The sequence below is a fragment of the Pseudomonas sp. DC3200b2 genome (assembly GCF_049895785.1).
GTDB lineage: Bacteria > Pseudomonadota > Gammaproteobacteria > Pseudomonadales > Pseudomonadaceae > Aquipseudomonas > Aquipseudomonas massiliensis.
In genome coordinates, this window is record NZ_JAFCTA010000001.1 from 708,935 (window position 1) to 729,313 (window position 20,379).

20 protein-coding genes and 2 pseudogenes are annotated in these 20,379 nt (G+C 63.5%); 11 read left to right on the plus strand and 11 right to left on the minus strand.

Annotated elements, in window-relative coordinates:
• Positions 1-29: 29 nt before the first annotated feature.
• Together ACP691_RS03425 and ACP691_RS03430 are read right to left on the minus strand one after the other, a co-directional pair.
• Entirely contained in the window at positions 30-593 is a 564-nt protein-coding gene (locus ACP691_RS03425) for a peptidylprolyl isomerase (RefSeq protein ID WP_426150066.1), read from the minus strand.
• Positions 594-788: 195 nt separating this feature from the next.
• A complete protein-coding gene (locus ACP691_RS03430; RefSeq protein ID WP_426150067.1) occupies positions 789-1,712 on the minus strand; it encodes a LysR family transcriptional regulator in 924 nt (307 codons plus the stop codon).
• Between the two features lie 130 nt (positions 1,713-1,842).
• On the opposite strand from ACP691_RS03430, the gene ACP691_RS03435 reads away from it, so the two are divergent.
• The 5 genes from ACP691_RS03435 (at position 1,843) to ACP691_RS03455 (ending at position 5,612) form a co-directional block, all read left to right on the plus strand.
• Positions 1,843-2,442 (plus strand): FMN-dependent NADH-azoreductase, encoded by a 600-nt coding sequence (locus tag ACP691_RS03435; protein WP_426150068.1) that lies wholly within the window; start codon positions 1,843-1,845, stop codon positions 2,440-2,442.
• Positions 2,443-2,483: 41 nt separating this feature from the next.
• Complete coding sequence (locus tag ACP691_RS03440; protein ID WP_426150069.1) at positions 2,484-3,338, plus strand: carboxylate/amino acid/amine transporter; 855 nt, start codon at positions 2,484-2,486, stop codon at positions 3,336-3,338.
• 84 nt (positions 3,339-3,422) lie between these two features.
• Positions 3,423-4,760 (plus strand): DEAD/DEAH box helicase, encoded by a 1,338-nt coding sequence (locus tag ACP691_RS03445; RefSeq protein ID WP_426150070.1) that lies wholly within the window; start codon positions 3,423-3,425, stop codon positions 4,758-4,760.
• Positions 4,761-4,842: 82 nt separating this feature from the next.
• Positions 4,843-5,220 carry a transcriptional regulator gene (locus tag ACP691_RS03450; protein ID WP_426150071.1) on the plus strand — a complete coding sequence of 126 codons (378 nt, stop codon included), beginning with the start codon at positions 4,843-4,845 and terminating at the stop codon, positions 5,218-5,220.
• 281 nt (positions 5,221-5,501) lie between these two features.
• Positions 5,502-5,612, plus strand: coding sequence for a PA1414 family protein (locus ACP691_RS03455; RefSeq protein ID WP_325062743.1), 111 nt, complete (start codon positions 5,502-5,504; stop codon positions 5,610-5,612).
• An 87-nt stretch (positions 5,613-5,699) separates the two neighbouring features.
• Here the strand turns inward: ACP691_RS03455 and ACP691_RS03460 are convergent.
• Positions 5,700-7,202 (minus strand): annotated as a pseudogene (locus ACP691_RS03460) (purine-cytosine permease family protein).
• 105 nt (positions 7,203-7,307) lie between these two features.
• Positions 7,308-8,258 carry an agmatinase gene (gene speB / locus ACP691_RS03465; RefSeq protein WP_426150072.1) on the minus strand — a complete coding sequence of 317 codons (951 nt, stop codon included), beginning with the start codon at positions 8,256-8,258 and terminating at the stop codon, positions 7,308-7,310.
• Positions 8,259-8,408: 150 nt separating this feature from the next.
• Between speB and ACP691_RS03470 the strand changes: the two genes are divergently transcribed.
• The 4 genes and pseudogenes from ACP691_RS03470 (at position 8,409) to ACP691_RS03485 (ending at position 11,631) form a co-directional block, all read left to right on the plus strand.
• A complete protein-coding gene (locus ACP691_RS03470; protein ID WP_426150214.1) occupies positions 8,409-9,302 on the plus strand; it encodes a LysR family transcriptional regulator in 894 nt (297 codons plus the stop codon).
• Between the two features lie 146 nt (positions 9,303-9,448).
• Positions 9,449-9,727 (plus strand): annotated as a pseudogene (locus tag ACP691_RS03475) (PAS domain-containing protein); the annotation flags it as partial.
• A gap of 165 nt (positions 9,728-9,892) precedes the next feature.
• Complete coding sequence (locus ACP691_RS03480; RefSeq protein WP_426150215.1) at positions 9,893-11,014, plus strand: methyl-accepting chemotaxis protein; 1,122 nt, start codon at positions 9,893-9,895, stop codon at positions 11,012-11,014.
• A 35-nt stretch (positions 11,015-11,049) separates the two neighbouring features.
• Positions 11,050-11,631 (plus strand): tRNA-uridine aminocarboxypropyltransferase, encoded by a 582-nt coding sequence (locus ACP691_RS03485; RefSeq protein WP_426150073.1) that lies wholly within the window; start codon positions 11,050-11,052, stop codon positions 11,629-11,631.
• Between the two features lie 226 nt (positions 11,632-11,857).
• On the opposite strand, the gene ACP691_RS03490 is transcribed toward ACP691_RS03485, so the two are convergent.
• The 6 genes from ACP691_RS03490 to ACP691_RS03515 are packed head-to-tail and all read right to left on the minus strand — an operon-like array spanning position 11,858 to position 17,088.
• On the minus strand, positions 11,858-12,511 hold the full coding sequence (locus ACP691_RS03490) for an HAD family hydrolase (protein ID WP_426150074.1): 654 nt from the start codon (positions 12,509-12,511) through the stop codon (positions 11,858-11,860).
• 25 nt (positions 12,512-12,536) lie between these two features.
• A complete protein-coding gene (locus ACP691_RS03495; protein ID WP_426150075.1) occupies positions 12,537-13,526 on the minus strand; it encodes an ABC transporter ATP-binding protein in 990 nt (329 codons plus the stop codon).
• Positions 13,527-14,324, minus strand: a complete 798-nt coding sequence (locus tag ACP691_RS03500; RefSeq protein ID WP_426150076.1) for an ABC transporter permease — start codon at positions 14,322-14,324, stop codon at positions 13,527-13,529. It abuts the gene before it with no gap.
• A complete protein-coding gene (locus ACP691_RS03505) occupies positions 14,311-15,153 on the minus strand; it encodes an ABC transporter permease (protein ID WP_040262103.1) in 843 nt (280 codons plus the stop codon). The genes ACP691_RS03500 and ACP691_RS03505 overlap by 14 nt, the downstream gene beginning before the upstream one ends.
• Positions 15,150-15,956 (minus strand): alkaline phosphatase family protein, encoded by an 807-nt coding sequence (locus ACP691_RS03510; protein WP_426150077.1) that lies wholly within the window; start codon positions 15,954-15,956, stop codon positions 15,150-15,152. The genes ACP691_RS03505 and ACP691_RS03510 overlap by 4 nt, the downstream gene beginning before the upstream one ends.
• A 52-nt stretch (positions 15,957-16,008) precedes the next feature.
• Complete coding sequence (locus ACP691_RS03515) at positions 16,009-17,088, minus strand: ABC transporter substrate-binding protein (RefSeq protein WP_426150078.1); 1,080 nt, start codon at positions 17,086-17,088, stop codon at positions 16,009-16,011.
• A gap of 256 nt (positions 17,089-17,344) precedes the next feature.
• Between ACP691_RS03515 and ACP691_RS03520 the strand changes: the two genes are divergently transcribed.
• A complete protein-coding gene (locus ACP691_RS03520; RefSeq protein ID WP_426150079.1) occupies positions 17,345-18,061 on the plus strand; it encodes a UTRA domain-containing protein in 717 nt (238 codons plus the stop codon).
• Between the two features lie 7 nt (positions 18,062-18,068).
• Entirely contained in the window at positions 18,069-18,218 is a 150-nt protein-coding gene (locus ACP691_RS03525; RefSeq protein WP_426150080.1) for a hypothetical protein, read from the plus strand.
• Here the strand turns inward: ACP691_RS03525 and ACP691_RS03530 are convergent.
• Positions 18,176-20,335: a mechanosensitive ion channel domain-containing protein gene (locus tag ACP691_RS03530; protein WP_426150081.1), complete on the minus strand. Its 2,160-nt coding sequence runs from the start codon at positions 20,333-20,335 to the stop codon at positions 18,176-18,178. The genes ACP691_RS03525 and ACP691_RS03530 overlap by 43 nt on opposite strands.
• Positions 20,336-20,379 lie beyond the last annotated feature (44 nt).

The following is a 20,379-nucleotide window of genomic DNA, read 5'->3' on the forward strand; positions in this document are numbered from 1 at the left end:
CGCCCGGGGGCCGGGCGGTATAACTCGGGTCAGTCGATGCGCTTGGCGGACTTGATCATCACCGGATTGGACGGCACGTTCTGCATGCCGTTGCGCGTGGTGGTCGGGCTGCTCACGATATTGGTGACCACATCCATGCCCTTGACCACCTTGCCGAACACGGCATAGCCGAAGTCGCGGGCGCCGTGGTCGAGGAAGGCGTTGTCGTTCACGTTGATGAAGAACTGGCTGGTGGCCGAATCCACCGCTGAGGTCCGGGCCATGGCCAGGGTGCCGGTGAGGTTCTTCAAACCGTTGTCCGCTTCGTTCTTGATCGGTGCCTCGGTGGGCTTCTCGTTGAAGTTGCGGTCGTAGCCGCCGCCCTGAACCATGAAGCCCGGGATCACCCGATGGAACTGAGTGCCGTTGTATAAGCCCTTGTCCACGTACATCAGGAAATTCCTGGTGCTGATGGGCGCCTTTTCAGCGTCCAGTTCCACCTCGATCTGGCCCATGTCGGTGTCGAGCAACACGTGAGGTTTGGTGGCGGGCGCCGCCTGCAGAGCAGTGGCGAGCAAGACAGTGCTCAGGGTGAGCAGGATACGTTCGAGCATGGTGCTTGGAATCCTTCGGTGACGTTGGCATGGCCCATCGCAGGACACGACAGGCGCATAACAGGGTACCGGAAACGCCGCCGGTCGCCAGCAAGGGCTGGCCACGGCGGCCCTGCGCATTGCTATGGACATACAGGTTGCGCCTGGCGTTCCACCGGGATTGGACGCCGGCCCGCTGCCTGGATATCGAAGTCTTCAGCGTGCGCCGCCGGCGGCGGAGGGCGTTTCCAGGCATGCGGTGTCGAACCGGCGCAGCAGCTCCACCAGGATCTGGGTGGCCGGGCCAAGCGGCTTGTCCTTGCTCGAGTACAGGTAGAACGCCGGCTGGCGACTGGCGCCCTGTTCCAGTGGCAAGGGCTTGAGCGACCCTTCGCGCAACTCTCGGCCAATCATGTGGCGCGGTAGCCAGGCAAAGCCCAGGCCACTGCTGACGAAGCTGGCCGCGGTCGCCAGGCTGCCCACGGTCCAGCGCTGTTCCGACCCTAGCCAGCCGACGTCCCTTGGCTGCTGGCGGCCGGAGTCACGGATCACCACTTGCAACTGGTTCTCCAGGTCCTGGAAGGTCAGCGGCCGATTCATGCCATGGAGAGCATGATCGGGATGGGCCACGGCCACGAATTCCACCCTGCTCATTTCGGTGCCCAGGTAGCCAGGAATGCTGAAGCCGCTGATGGCCAGGTCCGCCAGGCCTTCGAGCAGCACCTCTTCCACGCCAGAGAGCACTTCCTCACGCAAGCGCACACGGCAACCCCGGCTTTGCGGCATGAATTCACTGAGCGCCCGGACCAGCCTGGCGTTGGGGTAGGCCGCATCCACCACCAGTCGCACCTCCGCCTCCCAGCCTTGTTCCATGTGCTGGGCCAGGTCTTCGAGCTGGCTGGCCTGCTTCACCAGTTGGCGAGACCGTCGCAGCAGCACGGCGCCGGCATCGGTGAGCACTGCCTTGCGACCATCGATGCGCAGCAAGGGGACCCCGAGCTGCTCCTGCATCCGTCCCACGGTGTAGCTGACAGAGGATTGTGATCGGTGCAGCGCCTGGGCGGCCTGGGCAAAGCCACCGTGATCGACGACGGCCTGCAAGGTTCGCCATTGGTCCAGGGTGACGCGGGGCGCTTTCATGATCGGGCTCCACAAAGGGGTAATCATTATTGAGCTAAAAATTCGATTATTGGTAGCGGTTATTTGCGCTTTTATATCGAGGATGTGCTGATTAACCTAGCGCCATTCTCACCAATTCAGGAGTTCCAGCATGTCTCGCGTACAAGTGATCGAAAGCAGCGCCCGCCTGGAAGGTTCGGTATCCCGAGAACTGACCCAAGCCTTCATCGCCCAATGGAAGGCTGCACATCCGCAAGATTCCGTCCAGGTTCGTGACCTGGCCAGTACGCCCGTACCCCACCTGGATGCTACGCTGCTTGCTGGCTGGATGAAGCCTGAGGCCGAGCGCGGCGCCGAGGAAGCCGCTGCCCTGGCTCGCTCCAACGAGCTGACCGAGGAAGTGCTGGCTGCCGACGTGCTCGTCCTGGCCGCGCCCATGTACAACTTCGCTATCCCCAGCACCCTCAAGGCCTGGCTGGACCATGTGCTGCGCGCTGGGGTGACTTTCAAGTACACCGCCACCGGCCCCGAAGGCCTGCTCACCGGCAAGCGGGCCTACGTACTTACCGCCCGCGGCGGCATCCATGCCGGTGCCGCCAGCGACCACCAGGAGCCCTACCTGCGTCAGGTGCTGGCCTTCATCGGGATAACCGACGTTACCTTCATCCATGCAGAAGGCCTGAACATGGGCGGCGATTTCCTGGAGAAGGGCCTGGCCCAGGCGCGCGCCGCGCTGGCCGAGGTGGCCTGATGTGCTAGGGTGGCGCGCCCTTTCGCCTGCTCTTCGCGCCCATGCCCTACCTACTGATCGTCACCCTTGTCCAAGCGTTCTCCTTCAGCCTGATCGGTGAATACCTTGCCGGTCAGGTGGACAGCTATTTCGCCGTGCTCGCTCGGGTACTGATCGCCGGCCTGGTGTTCCTGCCCCTGACCCGGTGGCGTGGGCTACCCGCCATCTTCGTACGGCGGATGCTGCTGATAGGCGCGCTACAGTTCGGCGTGACCTACGTCTGCCTGTACCTGAGCTTCCGCGTGCTCACGGTGCCGGAAGTGTTGCTGTTCACCATCCTTACCCCGGTGCACGTCACCTTGCTCCAGGACGCCTTGGAACGCCGCTTCAATGGCTGGGCCCTGCTTGCCGCGCTAGTGGCCGTGGCGGGTGCCGCGGTGATTCGCTTCGATGGCATCAGCGGTCACTTCCTGCTGGGCTTTGTGCTGCTGCAGGTCGCGAACCTCACCTATGCCGCCGGGCAAGTGCTCTATAAACGGCTCATGGCGCGGCATCCGCTTGCAGGCCCGCAATATCACGGGTTCGGCTATTTCTTCCTGGGTGCCTTGCTGGTGGCCCTGCCAGCTTACCTGGCCTTCGGCAACCTGGGCCGGTTCCCGGCGCAGCCATTGCAGTGGGGCGTGTTGCTGTTCCTCGGGCTGGTAGCGACAGCCTTCGGCATGTACGCCTGGAACAAGGGCGCCAGCCTGGTGCCGGCCGCTACCCTGGCGGTGATGAACAACCTGCACGTGCCGGTTGGCCTGTCGCTCAACCTGATGATCTGGAACCACCAGGAGCCCATGGGCCGGCTGGCGCTGGGCGGCTGTATCATCCTGGCCTCGGTATGGATCAGCCGGCGCGGGCGAGCCCGTGGCTGACCGCCGAGACGGCCATCGCTCGCTTGTCGGGCCCGGCTCCGCTACCCTATGCAGTCGTTCCAGGTTCCCTTCGAGGTAGTACCCGTGTTTTCCCAATTCGCCCTTCATGAACGCCTGCTCAAAGCCGTGGCCGAGCTCAATTTCGTCGAGCCGACGCCCGTGCAGGTCGCCGCCATTCCTCCGGCGCTGGAAGGGCATGATCTGCGGGTAACGGCCCAGACCGGCAGCGGCAAGACGGCCGCCTTCGTGCTGCCGCTGCTCAACCGCCTCATCGGTCCTGCCAGGCCTCGGGTGGATATCCGCGCGATCATCCTGCTGCCTACCCGCGAACTCGCGCAGCAGACCCTGAAGGAAGTGGAACGCTTTTCCCGCTACACCTTCATCAAGGCCGGCCTGATCACCGGTGGCGAGGATTTCAAGGTGCAAGCGGCGATGCTGCGCAAGGTGCCGGACATCCTCATCGGCACTCCCGGCCGCCTGCTCGAACACCTCAACGCGGGCAACCTGGACCTGGCCCAGGTGGAGGTGGTAGTGCTCGACGAAGCCGACCGCATGCTGGACATGGGCTTCGCCGAAGACGTCAGCCGTCTGTGCGACCTGTGCCCTGCCCAACGGCAAACCCTGCTGTTTTCCGCCACCACCGGCGGAGCCGGGTTGCGTGACATGATCGCCAAGGTGCTCAAGACCCCACGTCACCTGATGGTGAACAACGTCAGCGACCTGAGCGAAGCCACCCGTCAGCAGATCATCACCGCCGACCATAACGCCCATAAGGAAAGCATCCTGCAGTGGCTGCTGGCCAACGAGACCTATCGCAAGGCGATTGTCTTTACCAACACCCGCAGCATGGCGGACCGGGTCTACGGCCATCTGGTGGCCAAGGATTTCAAGGTGTTCGTGCTGCACGGCGAAAAAGACCAGAAAGACCGCAAGCTGGCCATCGAGCGGCTCAAGCAGGGTTCGGCGAAAATCCTCGTCGCCACCGATGTGGCGGCTCGCGGCCTTGATGTGGAAGGGCTGGACCTGGTGGTCAACTTCGACATGCCTCGCAGCGGCGACGAATACGTCCATCGAGTGGGCCGCACCGGCCGTGCCGGTAGCGAAGGGCTGGCCATTTCGCTGATCTGCCACGGCGACTGGAACCTGATGTCCAGCATCGAACGCTACCTGAAGCAGCAGTTCGAGCGCCGGGTGATCAAGGAAGTGAAGGGCACCTACCAGGGGCCGAAGAAGGTGAAGGCCTCGGGCAAGGCCGTGGGTGTGAAGAAAAAGAAGACCGACAAGGACAAGAAAACCGCCGGCAAATCCGCGGCGCCCAAGCGCGCCCCGGCAGGCCGCAAGCCAGCCGCCAAGCTCGCCGAGAGCAGCGGCCTGGCAAGCCAGGATGGGCTGGCGCCGCTGAGAAAGCGCAAAGCGGAATAAGGCCCATCGACTGACCGAACGGTCACATTCGCCTTCGGTCACAACCCAGGAATGCCATCTTCTCTCATTCCTGGAGTGCGCCATGCCGACCTATAACTGGGATTTGATCGAACGTTTGTTGCACAAGGTACAGACCACGGCCGGACAAGCCTTCGACAGCGCCGGGCACGCCGAGGAGCTGGCGGTCACCCAGGCCGCCGAAGGCGCCACGCCGGTGCCGGTCGAGACTCTCAAGGCCGACGCCGCTCGTTACGAAGGCCTGCTGCGCGAGCGTGGCTTCATCCAGGGTGAACCTTCCTCGGGTTACCAGTTGACAGCCAATGGCGCGCGCCTGCTGGCCTTGCTCGACAGCGGCATTCCGGACAGCGAACACCCCAGGGACGTGCTCGATGCCCAGGAAGATGCCCTTGACCCGCTGACCTTCGTGGAGCTGGCCGCCAAACCGCAGGTCGCGCCCTGAAGGACGTGGCCGGAACCTCTGCGGGGCGGTATCAGTCATCCATGTACAGCCAGGGCGTTATAGAGTCGTTGCCCTTCAGTCCCGCCCAGCGCGGCCGATAAGGTAAAGGTAGCGGGCCAGTCCAGGCCCGGGCATTTACCACGGGGCTCTGGACGGAGCAGGCGCAGGCTGCGACCTTAGGTCGCAGCGAGGACAATGCGCGATACGCTTCCCGGGCTTATCATCTGCACAGTAACGGCACGAGTAGTCGCCGTATCGGGCTAGGCCCAAGGGGGCGTGTGATGCAAGGCAAACTCTTCAACTGGCTGCACGACCTGGCCGTCGCGCTGGGCCTCGTTCCGCCCATGCAACCGGTACCCATTCCCGTGGACGACAAGCGCAAGCGGCGCTGACGATCCCAGGCCGGCCCAGGTGTGAGCGCTAACGACCGTTTGACGAAACGGCCCGGCAGCGAGCGAATTCGCCAGCTTCGCTGCCACCTAGAGCGCGCCGGCACCTGTGAGTTTACCCAGGCCAACCGGGCCTTCGGTGCCCGGCCCATAGACGGCTTCAGGTTCCGGGAATGCCCTGAGCAGGGCCAGGTACAGCACGGCCGCCAACCCTAGGGTCACCGGCAGGCTGATATCGATGCCCCCTGCCAGTTCACCCAGTATCCCCACGAACTGTCCCGGCAGATTGACAAAGCACAGCCCGACCAGCGCGCTGGGAATCCATGCGCCCATGCCACGCCAGTTCCAGCCATGGTGGAACCAGTAGCGGCCGCCCCGCTGGCCACGGGTGAATACCTGAAGGTCATCCGGGCAGTACCAGCCGCGTCGTGTGACCAGGCCGATGAGCATGATCACCATCCAGGGCGTGGTACAGGTGATGATGAGCACGGCGAAGGTGGAAACGCTCTGCACCAGGTTGGCGGCGAAACGGCCGATGAAGATGAAGGCGATGGACGCCAGGCCGATCAGAAGGGTTGCCTTGACCCGACTGAGCAGGCGGGGGAACACGCTGGACATGTCCAGCCCTGTGCCATAGAGCGAAGTGGTGCCGGTGGACATGCCGCCGATCACCGCCAGCAGGCACACCGGCAGGAAGTACCACGCGGGAGCGATGGCCAGCAGCCCGCCTACATAGTTGTTGGCGGCGATGTACTGTGGCGCCTGCACCGCGACTATGGTCGCGGTAACCAGCCCGAAGAAGAACGGCAACAAGGTGGCGCACTGGGCCAGCACTACCGCGCCCAGGATATGCTAGCGCTGGGCAGTGCGTGGAATATAGCGTGACCAGTCACCCAGGAAAGCGCCGAACGAAATCGGGTTGCTCATCGCCACCAGGGCGGCGCCGATGAATGCGGCCCAGAACCCTTCCTGCCCCTCTGCGAGGGTGCCGGCATAGTGAGCGTCGAAAGGCCCCGCGAAGGCGAACAGGCCCAGCACGAAGAGCACGCTGGCGCTCCATACGGCAATCTTGCTCACCCAAAGGAGGAAGCGGAAGCCATAGATACAGACGGTGAGCACGAGTACCGCGAACAGCCCATAGGCCAGGCCCAGGGTGAGGTCGCTTTCAGGCAGGCCAAACAGCCGGTGAGCACCGCCTACCAAGGCGTCGCCGGAGCTCCAGACCGAGATGGAAAAGAAGGCGATAGCGGTGAGCAATGACAGAAAGGAACCGACGATGCGTCCATGTACGCCAAAGTGGGCACCGGACGACACCGCGTTGTTGGTGCCATTGATAGGCCCGAAAAGCCCCATGGGCGCAAGAATCAGCGCACCTACCAGCACACCGGCGATGATCGCCAGGGCGCCGGCCTGGAAAGACAAGCCGAACAATACCGGGAAACTCCCCAGCACGGCGGTGGAAAACGTATTGGCACCGCCGAAGATCATCCGGAACAGGTCCAGGGGAGTGGCGGTGCGATCCTGGTCAGGGATCTGTTCGACTCCGTGTGTCTCGATCAGGCCCAGGCTGGAATGGCTTTTGTTGTTATCCATGGTCGGCTCCCGGCACGGTGAGCTGCAAGCTCTTCGTGCGCCATTGTAGTTTTATGTGTTGGCCCTAACGTATGTCCATGAAGCTTGGAGCTTGAAGCCGCGGTTTCAGCGGCGCGCCACGCCTGGCAACACGCACAGCATCTCGTACAGCAGGTTCGCGCCCAGCAGCGAGGTATTGCCCGTGGTGTCATAAGGCGGGGACACTTCCACCAGGTCTCCACCCACCAGGTCCAACCCTTGGCAGCCACGGATGATCTCCAATGCTTGGATAGTGGTCAGGCCGCCGACTTCGGGCGTACCGGTACCCGGCGCCCAGGCCGGGTCGATGCCATCGATGTCGAAGCTCAGGTACACCGGACCACCCCCGACCTTCGCGCGCACCTCTTCCATCAAGGGCGTCAGCGAGCGGTGCCAGCACTCTTCGGCCTGTACCACGCGAAAGCCCTGACGGCGGCTCCAATTGAAGTCGTCGGCGGTGTACCCCTGGGCACGCAAGCCAATCTGCACCACCCGGTCGCAGTCGAGCAGGCCTTCTTCCACCGCCCGGCGGAAGGTGGTGCCGTGGGCGATCTTCTCGCCGAACATATGGTCGTTGACGTCCGCGTGGGCATCCACGTGCACCAGGCCCACCTTGCCGTGCTTTTTGTGGATGGCGCGCAGGATGGGCAAGGTGATGGTGTGGTCGCCGCCCAGGGTCAAGGGCTTTACATTGTGTTCAAGGATCTCGTCGTAGGCCTGCTCGATAATCCGTACGGCCTCGTGCAGGTTGAAGGTGTTGATCGCCACGTCGCCAATGTCCGCCACCGACAGCGAATCGAAAGGCGCCGCGCCTGTGGCCATGTTGTAGGGGCGGATCATCACCGACTCGGCGCGGATTTCCCGTGGGCCGAAACGCGTACCCGAGCGCAGCGAGGTGCCGATGTCCAGGGGCACGCCCACGAAAGCGGCGTCCAACCCGGCCGGCGAGGCCAGGTGAGGCAGGCGCAGCATGGTGGCGATGCCGCCGAAACGCGGCATTTCATTGCCGCCCAAGGGTTGGTGGAGAATCTTGTCCACGATGAGCCTCATTCCATAAACGCAGGGATGGCTGGAGTCTGCGCAAGCCGGCAGGACGGAAGAATCTCGGCAAGAAAAAACTCAGTTCAGATATTTCTGAAGTAATGGCATGCTGATATTTATCGCTTTCTCGTGGATATCCAACACGCCATGGCCAACGCCTTTCCCGATCTCAAGCTGCTACGTATCTTCACCTGCGTGGTTCAACACCAAGGATTCGCCAACGCCCAGCAAGCCCTGAATCTCTCGACCTCGGCCATCAGCACCTACATGAGCCAGCTGGAGACAGCGTTGGGCATTGTCTTGTGTCATCGCGGCCGGGGCGGCTTCCACCTGACCAGCAAGGGCGAGCTGTTCTACCAGGAGGCGCAGCGGCTGCTAGCGGAAATGGAGGGGTTCGAACGCTATGCCGCCGCGCTCAAGGGTGAGTTGCGGGGAACGCTTAACCTAGGCGTCATCGATTCCACCGTGGGCGACCGCCAGTTGCCGTTCGCCGAGGCTATCGGCGCCTATAGCCGGGAACATCCGGCGGTGCACATCCACCTGACCGTGCAAAGCCCCTACGAACTGCAACTGGGTGTGCAGGACAATCGTCTGGACCTGGCCATCGGCGCCTTCTCTACCCGCATGAGCGGGCTGGTGTACCAGCCGTTGTACCGTGAGCAGCATTGGCTGTATTGCAGCAATCGCCATCCCTTGTTTGCCGAGCGCCGGATTCCCGAGCAGGTCATTACCCAGCAACGCATGGTCGGCCGCGGCTACTGGAGCCAGGCAGAGCTTGCCCGTCACGGTTTCAAGCACAGCGCCGCCACGGTGGATAGCATGGAGGCTCAGCTGATTCTGGTGTTGTCAGGTGCCTATATCGGTTACCTGCCGGAGCACTATGCCCAGCCTTGGGCAGACAAGGGCGACTTACGGGTGCTGTCACCGGCTACCTTCGGCTACCAGGCGCCGTTTTCGCTGATCCTGCGCCGGGGGCGTACCCGTGAGCCCTTGATCCAGACCTTCCGCGACCTCTTGAAGAGCCAGTTGCTGGCCAGGTGACCTGAACCTGCGCCAAGCGGCCAGGCTCAAGATCCTGGCCGTCACGCCGACAGAACGAGCAATATGGATCCGTGATCCATTCAAGAAAACCTTTGCTAGCTTTAAAGCATCGGAAGAACATTGCTCGACCTGCCAAGGACGCCTCCATGCGCTCGAACCTGCCAGTGACTGACCGTGAACGAACCTTTGCCGCCGAAGAACGGTTGATTTCCACCACTGACCTGGATAGCCGGATCACCTACTGTAACGACGCCTTCGTAGCCATCAGCGGTTTCACCCGCGAAGAGCTGATAGGCCAGCCTCACAACCTGGTCCGGCATCCGGACATGCCAGCGTCCGTCTTCGGTCACATGTGGGATACCCTCAAACAGGGCAAGCCCTGGATGGGGATCGTGAAGAACCGGGCCAAGAATGGCGATTTCTATTGGGTCAGCGCCTATGTAACGCCCATCTACGAGAATGGTCGCATGGCGGGCTTCGAGTCGGTACGGTTCCTGCCCACTTCGGAACAGGTGCGTCGGGCCTCGACCCTCTATGCCAGGCTGTCCGCCGGCAAGGGGGCCGTCGCGCCGGCGACCCGAACGCGGCACTTGGCCGCGCGTGCCTGGCCGTTCGCCCTGGTAGCGGCAGTGGCCCTGGCAGGCTGGGCCTGGCTGGCACCCACGGCTGCGCTGGTAGCCGTCCTGATAGCGACGGCGGTAGCCTACGTCGCGAGCGAAGCGGCACAACGCCAGGCCATTCGCAAAACCCTGGCGCGACACCCCAAGGCCTTCACTAGCCCCTTGGTAGCCTTGACCTACAGCGATAACGCCGGGCTGCAGGCTCAGCTCGACCTGGCCATGGTCAGCGAGGAGGCCCGCTTGCAAACGGCCCTGACGCGCTTGGTGGATACCGGTTCACAAGTGAGAAACCGGGCAGGCGAAGCCTCGGCCTTGTCCGAGGACCAGGCATCGAGCCTGGAACGCCAGCGCAGCGAGACCGATCAATCGGCCACGGCGGTGGCGCAGATGGCCGCGACCATTCAGGAAGTGGCCCAGAACGTACAACTCACCGCGGGTGCCGCCGAAGATGCCAATCGCTTGGCCAGCGAAGGCGGTGAGCTAGCGCGCCAGAGCCTGGTGGCCATGGAGGAAATGAGCGGCGCGGTGGCGGACATCGGCCAGGCGGTAAATGCCTTGGCCGAACAGACGCAATCGATCGGTAGCGTGGCCGACGTGATCACCGCCATCGCCGAGCAAACCAACCTGCTGGCCCTCAACGCCGCCATCGAGGCAGCCCGTGCCGGGGAGCAGGGCCGGGGCTTCGCCGTGGTCGCCGATGAAGTGCGCTCGCTGGCCATGCGTACGCGCACGTCCACCGAGCAGATCCACCAGATCATCGCTTCGTTGCAGGCCGGGGCCGAACGCGCGGTACAGACGGCCGGCCGAGGGACGCAGATTTCCCAGAGCAGCCGAAGCCGGGTCGAAGCGGTACAGGGCGCGCTGGACGGCATTTCCCAGGCAGTGGCAAGCATTACCCAGATGAGTCAGCAGATGGCGACCGCTTCCGAACAACAGACTCACGTGGTCGAAGACATCAACCGACAGATCACTCGCATCGCTCAATTGTGCGACCATAGCGCCGGCCAGGCCCGGGAGGGTGCCGAAATCAGCCATGAGTTGCAGCGCATGGCCGATTATCTTCACGGCCTGGCAGAACGTTTCAGCCGCTGACCCTAGGGGGGCGGCGTGCCTTTACGGATTGCTTTATGTCCCGCCCCCGTTGCTCTCGTTGCCTGCGCCCCGAAGGCCATTGCCTTTGCGCGCTGGTCCCTCGCCTTCCCAGCCGCACCCGTGTGCTTATCCTGCAGCACCCGAGCGAAGCTGATCATGCGCTCAATACCGCGCGCCTGGCCCACCTGGGGCTGCCCAACAGTCAACTGGTGGTTACCGAACGGGTGGCACCGGCACTCTGGGAAGCCCACCCCGGCCAGGCTTGCGTGCTCTTTCCTGGTGAAGGCTCGCAAATCCTGCGGGCGGTCCCGGAACAGTCCATGCAGTTGATCGTGCTCGACGGCACCTGGCGCAAGGCCCGCAAGCTCCTGCACCTGAACCCGGCCCTGGCGGCCCTGCCACGGGTCTCCCTGATACCGGCCGGGCCGTCCCGTTACCGACTGCGCAAGGCGCCAGCGCCCGATGCGCTGTCCACCGTGGAAGCCATTGTCCAGGCCCTGGAAACTCTAGAGCCCGAAGGCAGCTACCAAGAACTGCTAAAACCGTTCGACGCGCTGATAGACGGCCAGATCGCCGCCATGGGCGAGGCGACCTACCAGCGCAACCACCAGGGGTAGCAGGCAGGCTGCATGGCTCCGGTGGAACCCAGGCACAGCTGGGGAACGGCCCTTGAGAAGTCCGCCTATTCGGCAGCTGACGCTACCTCCCACCGGGGTGGGTTTTCAGGCTCAAATCGCATGCTGAACACTATTGCAACATCCTGTGGGACCCAGCGCAGCTGGGGAACGGCCCGTTGAAAGAACGGCCATTCGGCAGCCGGCGCTACCTTCTACCGGGGCAAGCTCATCGCCACTGCAACACAGGCCAGCCCAGGCGCTCGGCATGGGCGCGCAGAACGGGGTCGGGGTTGACCGCATGGGGCCGGCTTACCTGCTCCAGCAGCGGCAGATCATTGCGTGAGTCCGAATAGAAGGCCGCGCCTTCCAGGCTTTCGCCCTCGGCCTGTAGCCATTGGCGGAGCCGGCTGACCTTGCCTTCGCGGTAGGTCAGGGTGCCTTCGGTACGCCCACTGTAGGTGCCATGGGCCAGTTCCAGGTCGATGGCCAGCACCTCGTCGATACCGATACGTTCCGCGATGGGCTTGACCAGGTGCACCCCGGAGGCGGAGATCACCAACAAGCGGTCGCCGGCGGCGCGGTGCCGAGCGATGCAGCGGGTGGCATCGCTGAAGATCAAGGGCTCGATGACCTCTTCGACCCAGGGTTCCACCAGGTGATCGACTTCCTCTTGGGTACGGCCAATCAGGGGCTCCAGGGTAAAGGCCATGTACGTTTCCATGGCCAGCTCGCCGCGGCTGTAGGCGGCCATGAGGTCATGATCGCGGCGGATGAAGCTTTCCGGGTCTACCCAGCCCAGGCGAGCCATTTGCTCGCTCCAGAGCGAGGCGCAGTCGCCGTCGATAAGGGTGTCGTCCAGGTCGAAAATGGCCAGTGCCATGAATGAATCCTTCTTGCGTGAATGCTCAAGCCACCTCGCGCACTGCCGCTGGCGCGATGCGCAGGCGGACGCGGGTGCCGTTGGGGTGCAGGTCCTCGGCGCAGCGGTTGAGCACGTCCACCACCACGTCCACCCCCTGCGCGCGGACGCGGTAGCGGATGACATTGCCCAGCAGGCTGTGGCTGAGGATCTCACCCTCGCCGTCGGGTTCGGCAGCCAGTTCGATGGCCTCCGGGCGAATCGCCTGGGCCTGGGTCAGTTCCCGCTGCAACAGGCGGCTCGCGCTGGCGGCATCGAGCACGTTGTAGTTACCGATGAATCCGGCGGCAAAGGCGTTGATCGGAGCGGTGTAAAGGTTCTGTGCATCGCCGCTCTGCACGATCTGACCTTTGTTCATCAGAAAGATCCGATCCGAGAGCGTCAGGGCTTCTTCCTGGTCGTGAGTCACGAATACCGTGGTCAGGCCCAAGGCCTGCTGGATCGTGCGTATCTGCTCGCGCAGATGCTTGCGGATGCGCGCGTCCAGAGCTGACAGGGGTTCGTCCAGCAACAACAGGCGCGGGCGCGTCACCAGGGAGCGGGCCAAGGCAACGCGCTGGCATTGGCCGCCGGAAAGCTGGTGAGGGTAGCGGCTGGCGAAGGTGTCCAGTTCGACCATGTGCAGCGCCTCACGCACCCGCTCGCGGCTATCGGCCGGGGAGACTCTGCGCATGCTCAGGCCGAAGGCCACGTTCTGCTCCACGGTCATGTTGGGGAAGAGCGCATAGCTCTGGAATACCATGCCGATGTCTCGCTTCTGGGGCGCCAGGGGCACCAGGTTCTCCCCGGCGAGGAGGATCTGCCCGCCGTCCACGCCAGTCAGGCCGGCGATGCAGCGCAGCAAAGTGGATTTGCCGCAGCCGGAAGGCCCCAGCAGAGTCACGAATTCTCCTTGGGCGATAGCGAAGTCGATATCGCTGAAAATCGTGGTGGCGCCGTAGGTCTTGCGTAGCCCACGAACAGTGACGTAGCTCATCTAGGGCGTGTCCTTGTTCAGTCGCGTGGCGATCCAGGTCATCACCAGCACGAAGAGGAAATAGGAAATCACCAGGGCACTGTTGAAGTGGCCGCTGCTGTTGCGCATGTTGTTCAGGTACACCTGAAGGGTTTCGTACTGGGTGCCCACCAGCAGGTTGGCGAACACGAACTCCCCGAAGAGGAAGGAAAATGACAGCAACATGGCCACCATCAGGCCCTTGCGCAGATTGGGCAGCACCACCCGCCATGCCGCTTGCCAGGGGCTGGCGCCGAGCAATTGCGCCGCATCCATCAGGTCGCGCAGATTGATGGCTTGCAGGTTGTTGGTGATGGCCCGGTACATGAAGGGCAGGGCCACGGTGAAGTAGCAGCCGATCAATATCCAGGGCGTGCCGGTCATTGCCAGGGGGCCGGAGCCGTAGAGCTGAAGCAGGCCTACGGACGACACCACCGGCGGCACCGCGAAGGGCAGCAGGATCAGGATGTTCATGAGCCCATCCAGACGCGGGAAATGGTAATGCACCACGAACAGCAGCGGCAGGATCAGCACCACCGCCAGCGCCAGGGCGCCCACGCAAACGATCAGGGAATGGCCGAAGGCGGCGAGAAAGCGCGGATCGGTCCACAGGGCCAGGTACCACTTGAAGGTCAGGCCGCTGGGCAACAGCGTTGCGGACCAACTGGTGGCCACGGAGTAGAGCAGGGTGCCGGCCAGCGGCAACAGCAGGATGAGAAACAGCAGCCAGACCACCAGCCGGTGATACAGGCGGGCGGGGGCACGGTCAGCGGCGGCCATGATAGCTCCTGCGCAGTATCCATTGGTGGATCAGGGTCACCAGCGCCATCATCGCTACCAGGATCATGGCCAGGGCGCTGGCCAGGTTCGGGTCCAGGGAGATATCGCCGGCGACCATGGCGGCGATCCGGATCGGCAGCACATTGAAATTGCCCGTGGTCAGCGCGTACACCGTGGCATAGGCCCCCAGTGCGTTGGCCAGGAGAATCACGAAGGTACCCAGCAGCGCCGGCATCAGCACGGGCAAGGCCACGCGTCGCCAGTATTGCCAGGTGCTCGCGCCCAGCAGGGCGGCAGCGTCGCGCCAGTCGTCGCGCAGGGCGTCGAACGCCGGGTAGAGCAGCAGTACGCCAAGAGGAACTTGAAAATAGGTGTACACCACGATCAGCCCTGTCTTGGAGTACAGGTTGAAGTCCTCCAGCAGGCCGCTCTGCTTGAGCAGCAAGGTAATGGCGCCGTTGAACCCGAGCAGGATGATGAACGCAAAGGCCAGCGGTACACCGGCGAAATTGCTGGTCATGTTGGCGAAGGCAGTGACGAAGTTGCGCAGCCGTGAGTCCACCTGGCGCAACGAATAGCTGCCGAGCACCGCAATGAGCAGGCCGAGCAGGCTGGACCACAGACTGATTTCAAGGCTGAACTGCATGGCCTGGCGATAGAAGCGCGAATTGAAGGCCTTGGCGAAATTCGCCAGGCCCCAGCCGTCGGCCCCTTGCAAGCTGCTCACCGCGACCCAGGCCAAGGGCGCCAGCTGGAACACAATGAAAAACAGTGCGAAGGGCAGGGCCCAGAGGGCAGCCAGCCATTTGCCCCGGGGCGCGTCGCTCATCGCAGCAGCTCCCGGCAGGAAGGCTTGTCATGAGGCACGCCGAGCAGGTCGCACACCAGTCCGCACAGCTCGGTCTGGCGCGGCGCCGCGTCCGGGGCCAGGTTGAAGGCATTGCCCAGGGTGAAAAGCGGGACCCGCCGCTCTTCGGCCAGCAGGCCATTGTGGGAACGGTCATTGTTCATGCCATGGTCGGCGGTGATCAGCACTTGATAACCGGCCGCCAGCCAGCCCTCCAGGTAGTCGGCCATCACGCCATCCACCGCGCGGGTGGCATTGCGGTACTGGCTGCTGTCCAGGCCATGGCGATGCCCGGCATCGTCGATGTTCATGGAGTGAGCCAGCAGCAGGTGCGGACTGTGGCGCAGCCGCAGGCTTTCCGCGTCGGCGAACAGGTGGGAATCGGGATAATGATCGGCGTAGTAGAAATGCCCATGCTGGATAGGCAGGCCAGGGGCATCGGTATGGCGATCTCGGGCGGGTATGAAGGGGCTGCGGTTGTAGAGTTCGCTGACCCAGTGATAGGCCGCAGCCGCGGTCGAGCGGCCGGCGGCCCTGGCCAGGTGGAACATGCTTTGTTGCGTGGACAACCGAGCGATGCCGTTATGCACAATACCGCTGTCGATGGGTGGCACCCCGCTGAGGATGCATTCGTACAGCGGCCGGGACAGGGCTGGTAGCTCGCAGGTAACCGGGTAAAGCGCCGCGCGGCCGGCCTGCACATAGGCCTGGAGGTGCCCCAGCGCGTGTTCGGCCACGTCGTAGGCCAGGCCATCGAGAATGACCAGAATTACCTTGTGTTCCATGCGCGGCCTCGTATGCCGATGGCCGCCGCCCCCGCGGGCGGCGGCCGACAGGTTATTGCATCTCGACGATCACTTGCTCGTTCCACTGCTGCGGCAGCGCCTTGGAGCTCTTCTCCCAGGCGGCGGCGTTGACGATGGGCTTCACGCTCTTGTACTGCTCGGCCGGCAGCAGCTTGGCGGCGACCTCGGCGGGCAGCTTGACGTGGTCAGCGCGGATGGGCCGGGCGTAGCCGTTGGCCAGGTTGATCTGCCCGGCATCGCTGAGGATGTATTCACGCGCCAGCTTGGCTGCATTCGGGTGCTTGGCGTACTTGTTGATCAGGGTCGTATAGCCGGAGATCACCGAGCCGTCCGAAGGAATCACCACGTCGAAGCGCTTGGGATCGATCTGGTCACGGTAGCTCAGGCCGTTGAAGTCCCACACCACTCCGACTTCGACCTCACCTTTCTCCAAGGTCTGGATGGTGGGGTTGGCCAGGGACAGGCGGCCGTCCTTGGCCAGCTGGGTGAACAGTGCCAGGCCGGGCGCCAGGTTGGATTCGTCACCCTTGTAGGCGATAGCGGCGGCCAGCACGCCATTGGCGGCCTGGGCGGCGGTGCTCACGTCACCGATGGCGACCTTGTACTTGCCCTTTTCCAGGTCATGCCAGCTCTTGGGGGCGTCTGTGTCCTTGACCAGCTGCTTGTTGATGATGAACGCAATGCTGCCGGTATAGGCCAGCATCCAGTGGCCGTCCTTGTCCTTGGCCCAATCGGGGATCTGCGACCAGGTGCTGGGCTTGTAGGCCTGAGTCACGCCCTGGCTGACGGCGATAGGGCCGAACGCGGCGCCGACATCACCAATGTCCGCGCTGGCGTTGTCTTTTTCCGCGGCGAACTTGGCGATTTCCTGGGCCGAGCTCATGTCCGTATCGGTGTGCTTGAGGCCGTATTTGCTGGCCAGGTCCGCCCAGGTGCCTTTCCAGTTGGCCCAGGCATCGGGCATGCCCACGCTATTGACCTGACCTTCCTTGCGAGCGGCGGCTTCCAGGGCTCCAAGGTCATCAGCAGCCATGGCCTGATTGCCCAAGGCAAGGGCCGAGCCTAAGAGAGAGGCGAGGAACAGCGTTTTGAGCGTGGGCTGTTTTTTCATCTGTTGCTCCGGCGAGTTCAGGATGCGGATTGGTCTAGTTCAGCAATACCCGAGCCAATCTAGTGGCGTGGCGTGACAGTTTGATGTACGTCCAGGCGGCCATCGCCGCTGCGTTGCCTAAGCGTAGCCCAGCCCACGCGCCTTGCCGGGCGTTGACCGTCATCTATCGTTCATTTGCATAGCCTAGGCTTGGAAATCGACAAGGGTCGCGTTCAGGCGCCGTCAACGCACTGGTCTAGACCAATAGGGAATCGGCATGGGTGAAAGTGCACCGCGGGCGGTCATCGCAATTGGCGCGGCATTGCAGGAACAGATCGAGCACGGACTGTTGGTGCCCGGCGCAAAGTTGCCAGCCGAGCGCAACCTGAGCGAGTTGTTCCAGACCACGCGCATTACCTTGCGTGAGGCGCTGTTGCAGTTGGAAGCCCAGGGCCTGGTATACCGCGAAGATCGCCGCGGCTGGTTCATATCTCCGCCGCGGTTGACCTATGATCTGAACGAGCGCAGCCATTTCCACGCCATGGTGCTTCAGCAGGGCAGGCTGCCCGCGACCGAACTCATCAGTGCCCGAGCGCTGGCCGCGCCAGCGACCATCTGCGATCAACTGGGGCTGGCGCCGCTGGCGCGGGTGTATCGCATCAGCCGGGCTCGGCGTATTGACGGGCGTTTGGTGCTGTACGTGGAACATTACCTGAACCCGGCATACTTTCCGGGGTTGTTGGCCCATGATCTGAGTCAACCGCTGACCGAACTCTATGCCCGGGCCTACGGCATCGAGTATGGGCAGGTACGTTTCGAGCTGCTGCCGACAGCGCTACCGCCGGAGGCGGCGGGTGCCTTGAGGGTGTCTCGGGGGAGCCCAGGGCTGCGCATTACCCGGATCAACCATGACCGTCAGGGCCGGCGAATCGATTGCGACCTCGAATACTGGCGTCATGATGCGATCCGCGTGGTGACCACGGTCAGCCAATGACCAAGCGTTGTCATATGAGCGTAAAGCCTTGCTGGCAGGCTTTGGCCAATGGATAAGCCGGAGCACTGCCATGGGTGAATACGAAGAAGCGCTGCTGGAGCAAGCCGCCGAGTCTCAGGATGTCCCGGATATCGAGGATGACGCCGAGGAGCTTTGAACAGGCGCGGCCGGCGGGCCGGCGTGGACCACTTGCACGCTCAGCCGTGGCGTGGCCAGGTCCAGCCCGGCATTGTCCAGGGTGCGCTTGAGCAACAGGTTGAAGGCCCGGGAGATTTCCCATTGCTTGAGTGGCGCCGTCTTGAAGCGCGCCCGCAGTACCGCGGCACCGGACTCGAAGCTTTCGACGCCCTGGAATTCCAGCGGCGACCAGATATCCCGGCGCAGCAGGGGATCGTTGTGCATCTTCTGGCCCACGTCGCGAATCAGCCTGATCGCGTCATCGATATCCATGGTGTGAGGTATGGCCACTCGGAAAATCGCATAGCCGAACTCCCGGGAATAGTTCTTGATGCTTTTGATCTGGCTGAAGGGGATGGTGTGCACGATGCCGTCGATGTCGCGCAGGCGCACCGTACGGATGGTCAAGCCTTCCACGGTGCCGAGGTGGCCGCCCACGTCCACGTAGTCGTCGATGGCCAGGGAATCCTCGACGATGATGAACAGGCCGGTGATCAGGTCGGCCACCAGTGACTGGGCGCCGAAACCGATGGCCAGGCCGATCACACCGGCACCGGCGAGCAGCGGCGTGACGTTCACCCCCATGTTGGCCAGGGCGACGATGCCGGCGATCACGAAGATGGTCACGAACAGCACGTTGCGAATCAACGGCATCATGGTTTGCGCGCGGGCATTGGCCAAGCCCTTGCGCGAGCGGGAAAGCCCATGGTGGATGGCCGTGTCGGCCAGTATCCACACCAGCCAGGCGGACATCAGCGTCCCGGTGAGGCCGAGCAGGCGCATACTGAACTCATGGCCGCTGCCTTCGGTAAAGCGAATGAACGACAGCCCCCAGACCCGTAACCCCAGCTCCAGGAACAGCGCCCATGTCGCAATATGCGCCAAGGTAAAACCGAAGCTCCTAAGCCGCTCGCGGTAGGCTTCCTGGCGCCGCGGGCGTCGGCTGGGTTTCTGCGCCTGTCGACTGATGAGCCCATTGATCACCATGCACACCACCAGCAGCATCGTGCACAGCAGGGACTGGCGCAGCGCGGTGCTGGCGTCTCCCGCGGAGATGAAGGTGGCCACCAAGGATACGCCCACCAGCACCAACGCGGGCAGGTACCAGTAAGTACCCAGTACCTCCAGGGTATCGGTCATGGCGCGCCGATGCAGGCGGCGCTCCAGGGGCTGGTTGCAGATCAGGTGGGCGATGGGGCGGCGAAACCGCAGGATGAACAAGCCGCTGAAGAGCGCGGCCAGTACATTGGCCAGGGCAGCGGCGCTATGGGCCAGATGCACGCCCAGCCCAGCCACCAGGCGTGGGTCGCTGATGGCTTCGCCAAAGGCGGCGAAGCTGCCGATCAGCCACATGGGTCGGAAAGCCCGGCGCCGAAGGATATGCAGCGCCTGATGACGATGCGGGCCATCGAGCAGGGAAAAGGCGATGACACAGATGGCGGCAAAGCAGGTGCCGACGACCAGGGCATAGGCCACCACCAGCGCCAGATCCTTGCCCAGGGACGAGGGGATGACGTAGCCGATGCCCAGGGTAAGCACCAGGGCTACCATCCAGGGGCCGATCTTGCGTAGGGCGAAACGCAGCAGGTCCCAGGTTCGCGGATGCTGCGGCAGTTCTTCGGGCAGGCCAAAGCGTTCGCGCATGCGTTGGCTGAGCCAGATCAGCGCATAGGCCATGAGCGCCCAGGCCAGCATGGTGGCGGCGAATACCAGCAGCACCACGCCCTGGTCGGTGAAGCGGCTGAAGCGTTCACTCAGTTCTTCCTTGGCCAGGCTCAGTTCGTCCAGCCACTGATTGAGCGGGCTGGCCTCGCCAGTGAACTGCTGCTCCAGCGTACGCACCGTGGTGCCCAGCAACCCGACCACGCCTTCTTCCTGGCTCGGCTGGGTCTTGCGGCTGGCGTCTCGAAGTTGCTTGAGGTCGCTGAGCAGGCGCGCGCGCTGTTGGTCGTTTTCCAGTGCCGTGATGACCTGGTCCAGGGATTGGTCCAGGGTGGGAGCGGGCGCCTCGGTCTTGGCCCCGCCCAGCAGGCCGGGCAAGGGCGCCGCCTGGGCCGGTAGCGCCAGCCAGAGCCAGCAGCCGAACGACCAGGCCATCAGCCAAGCCAGGGCCCGGGCCCAGGTCAGGACCCGCCTGGAAA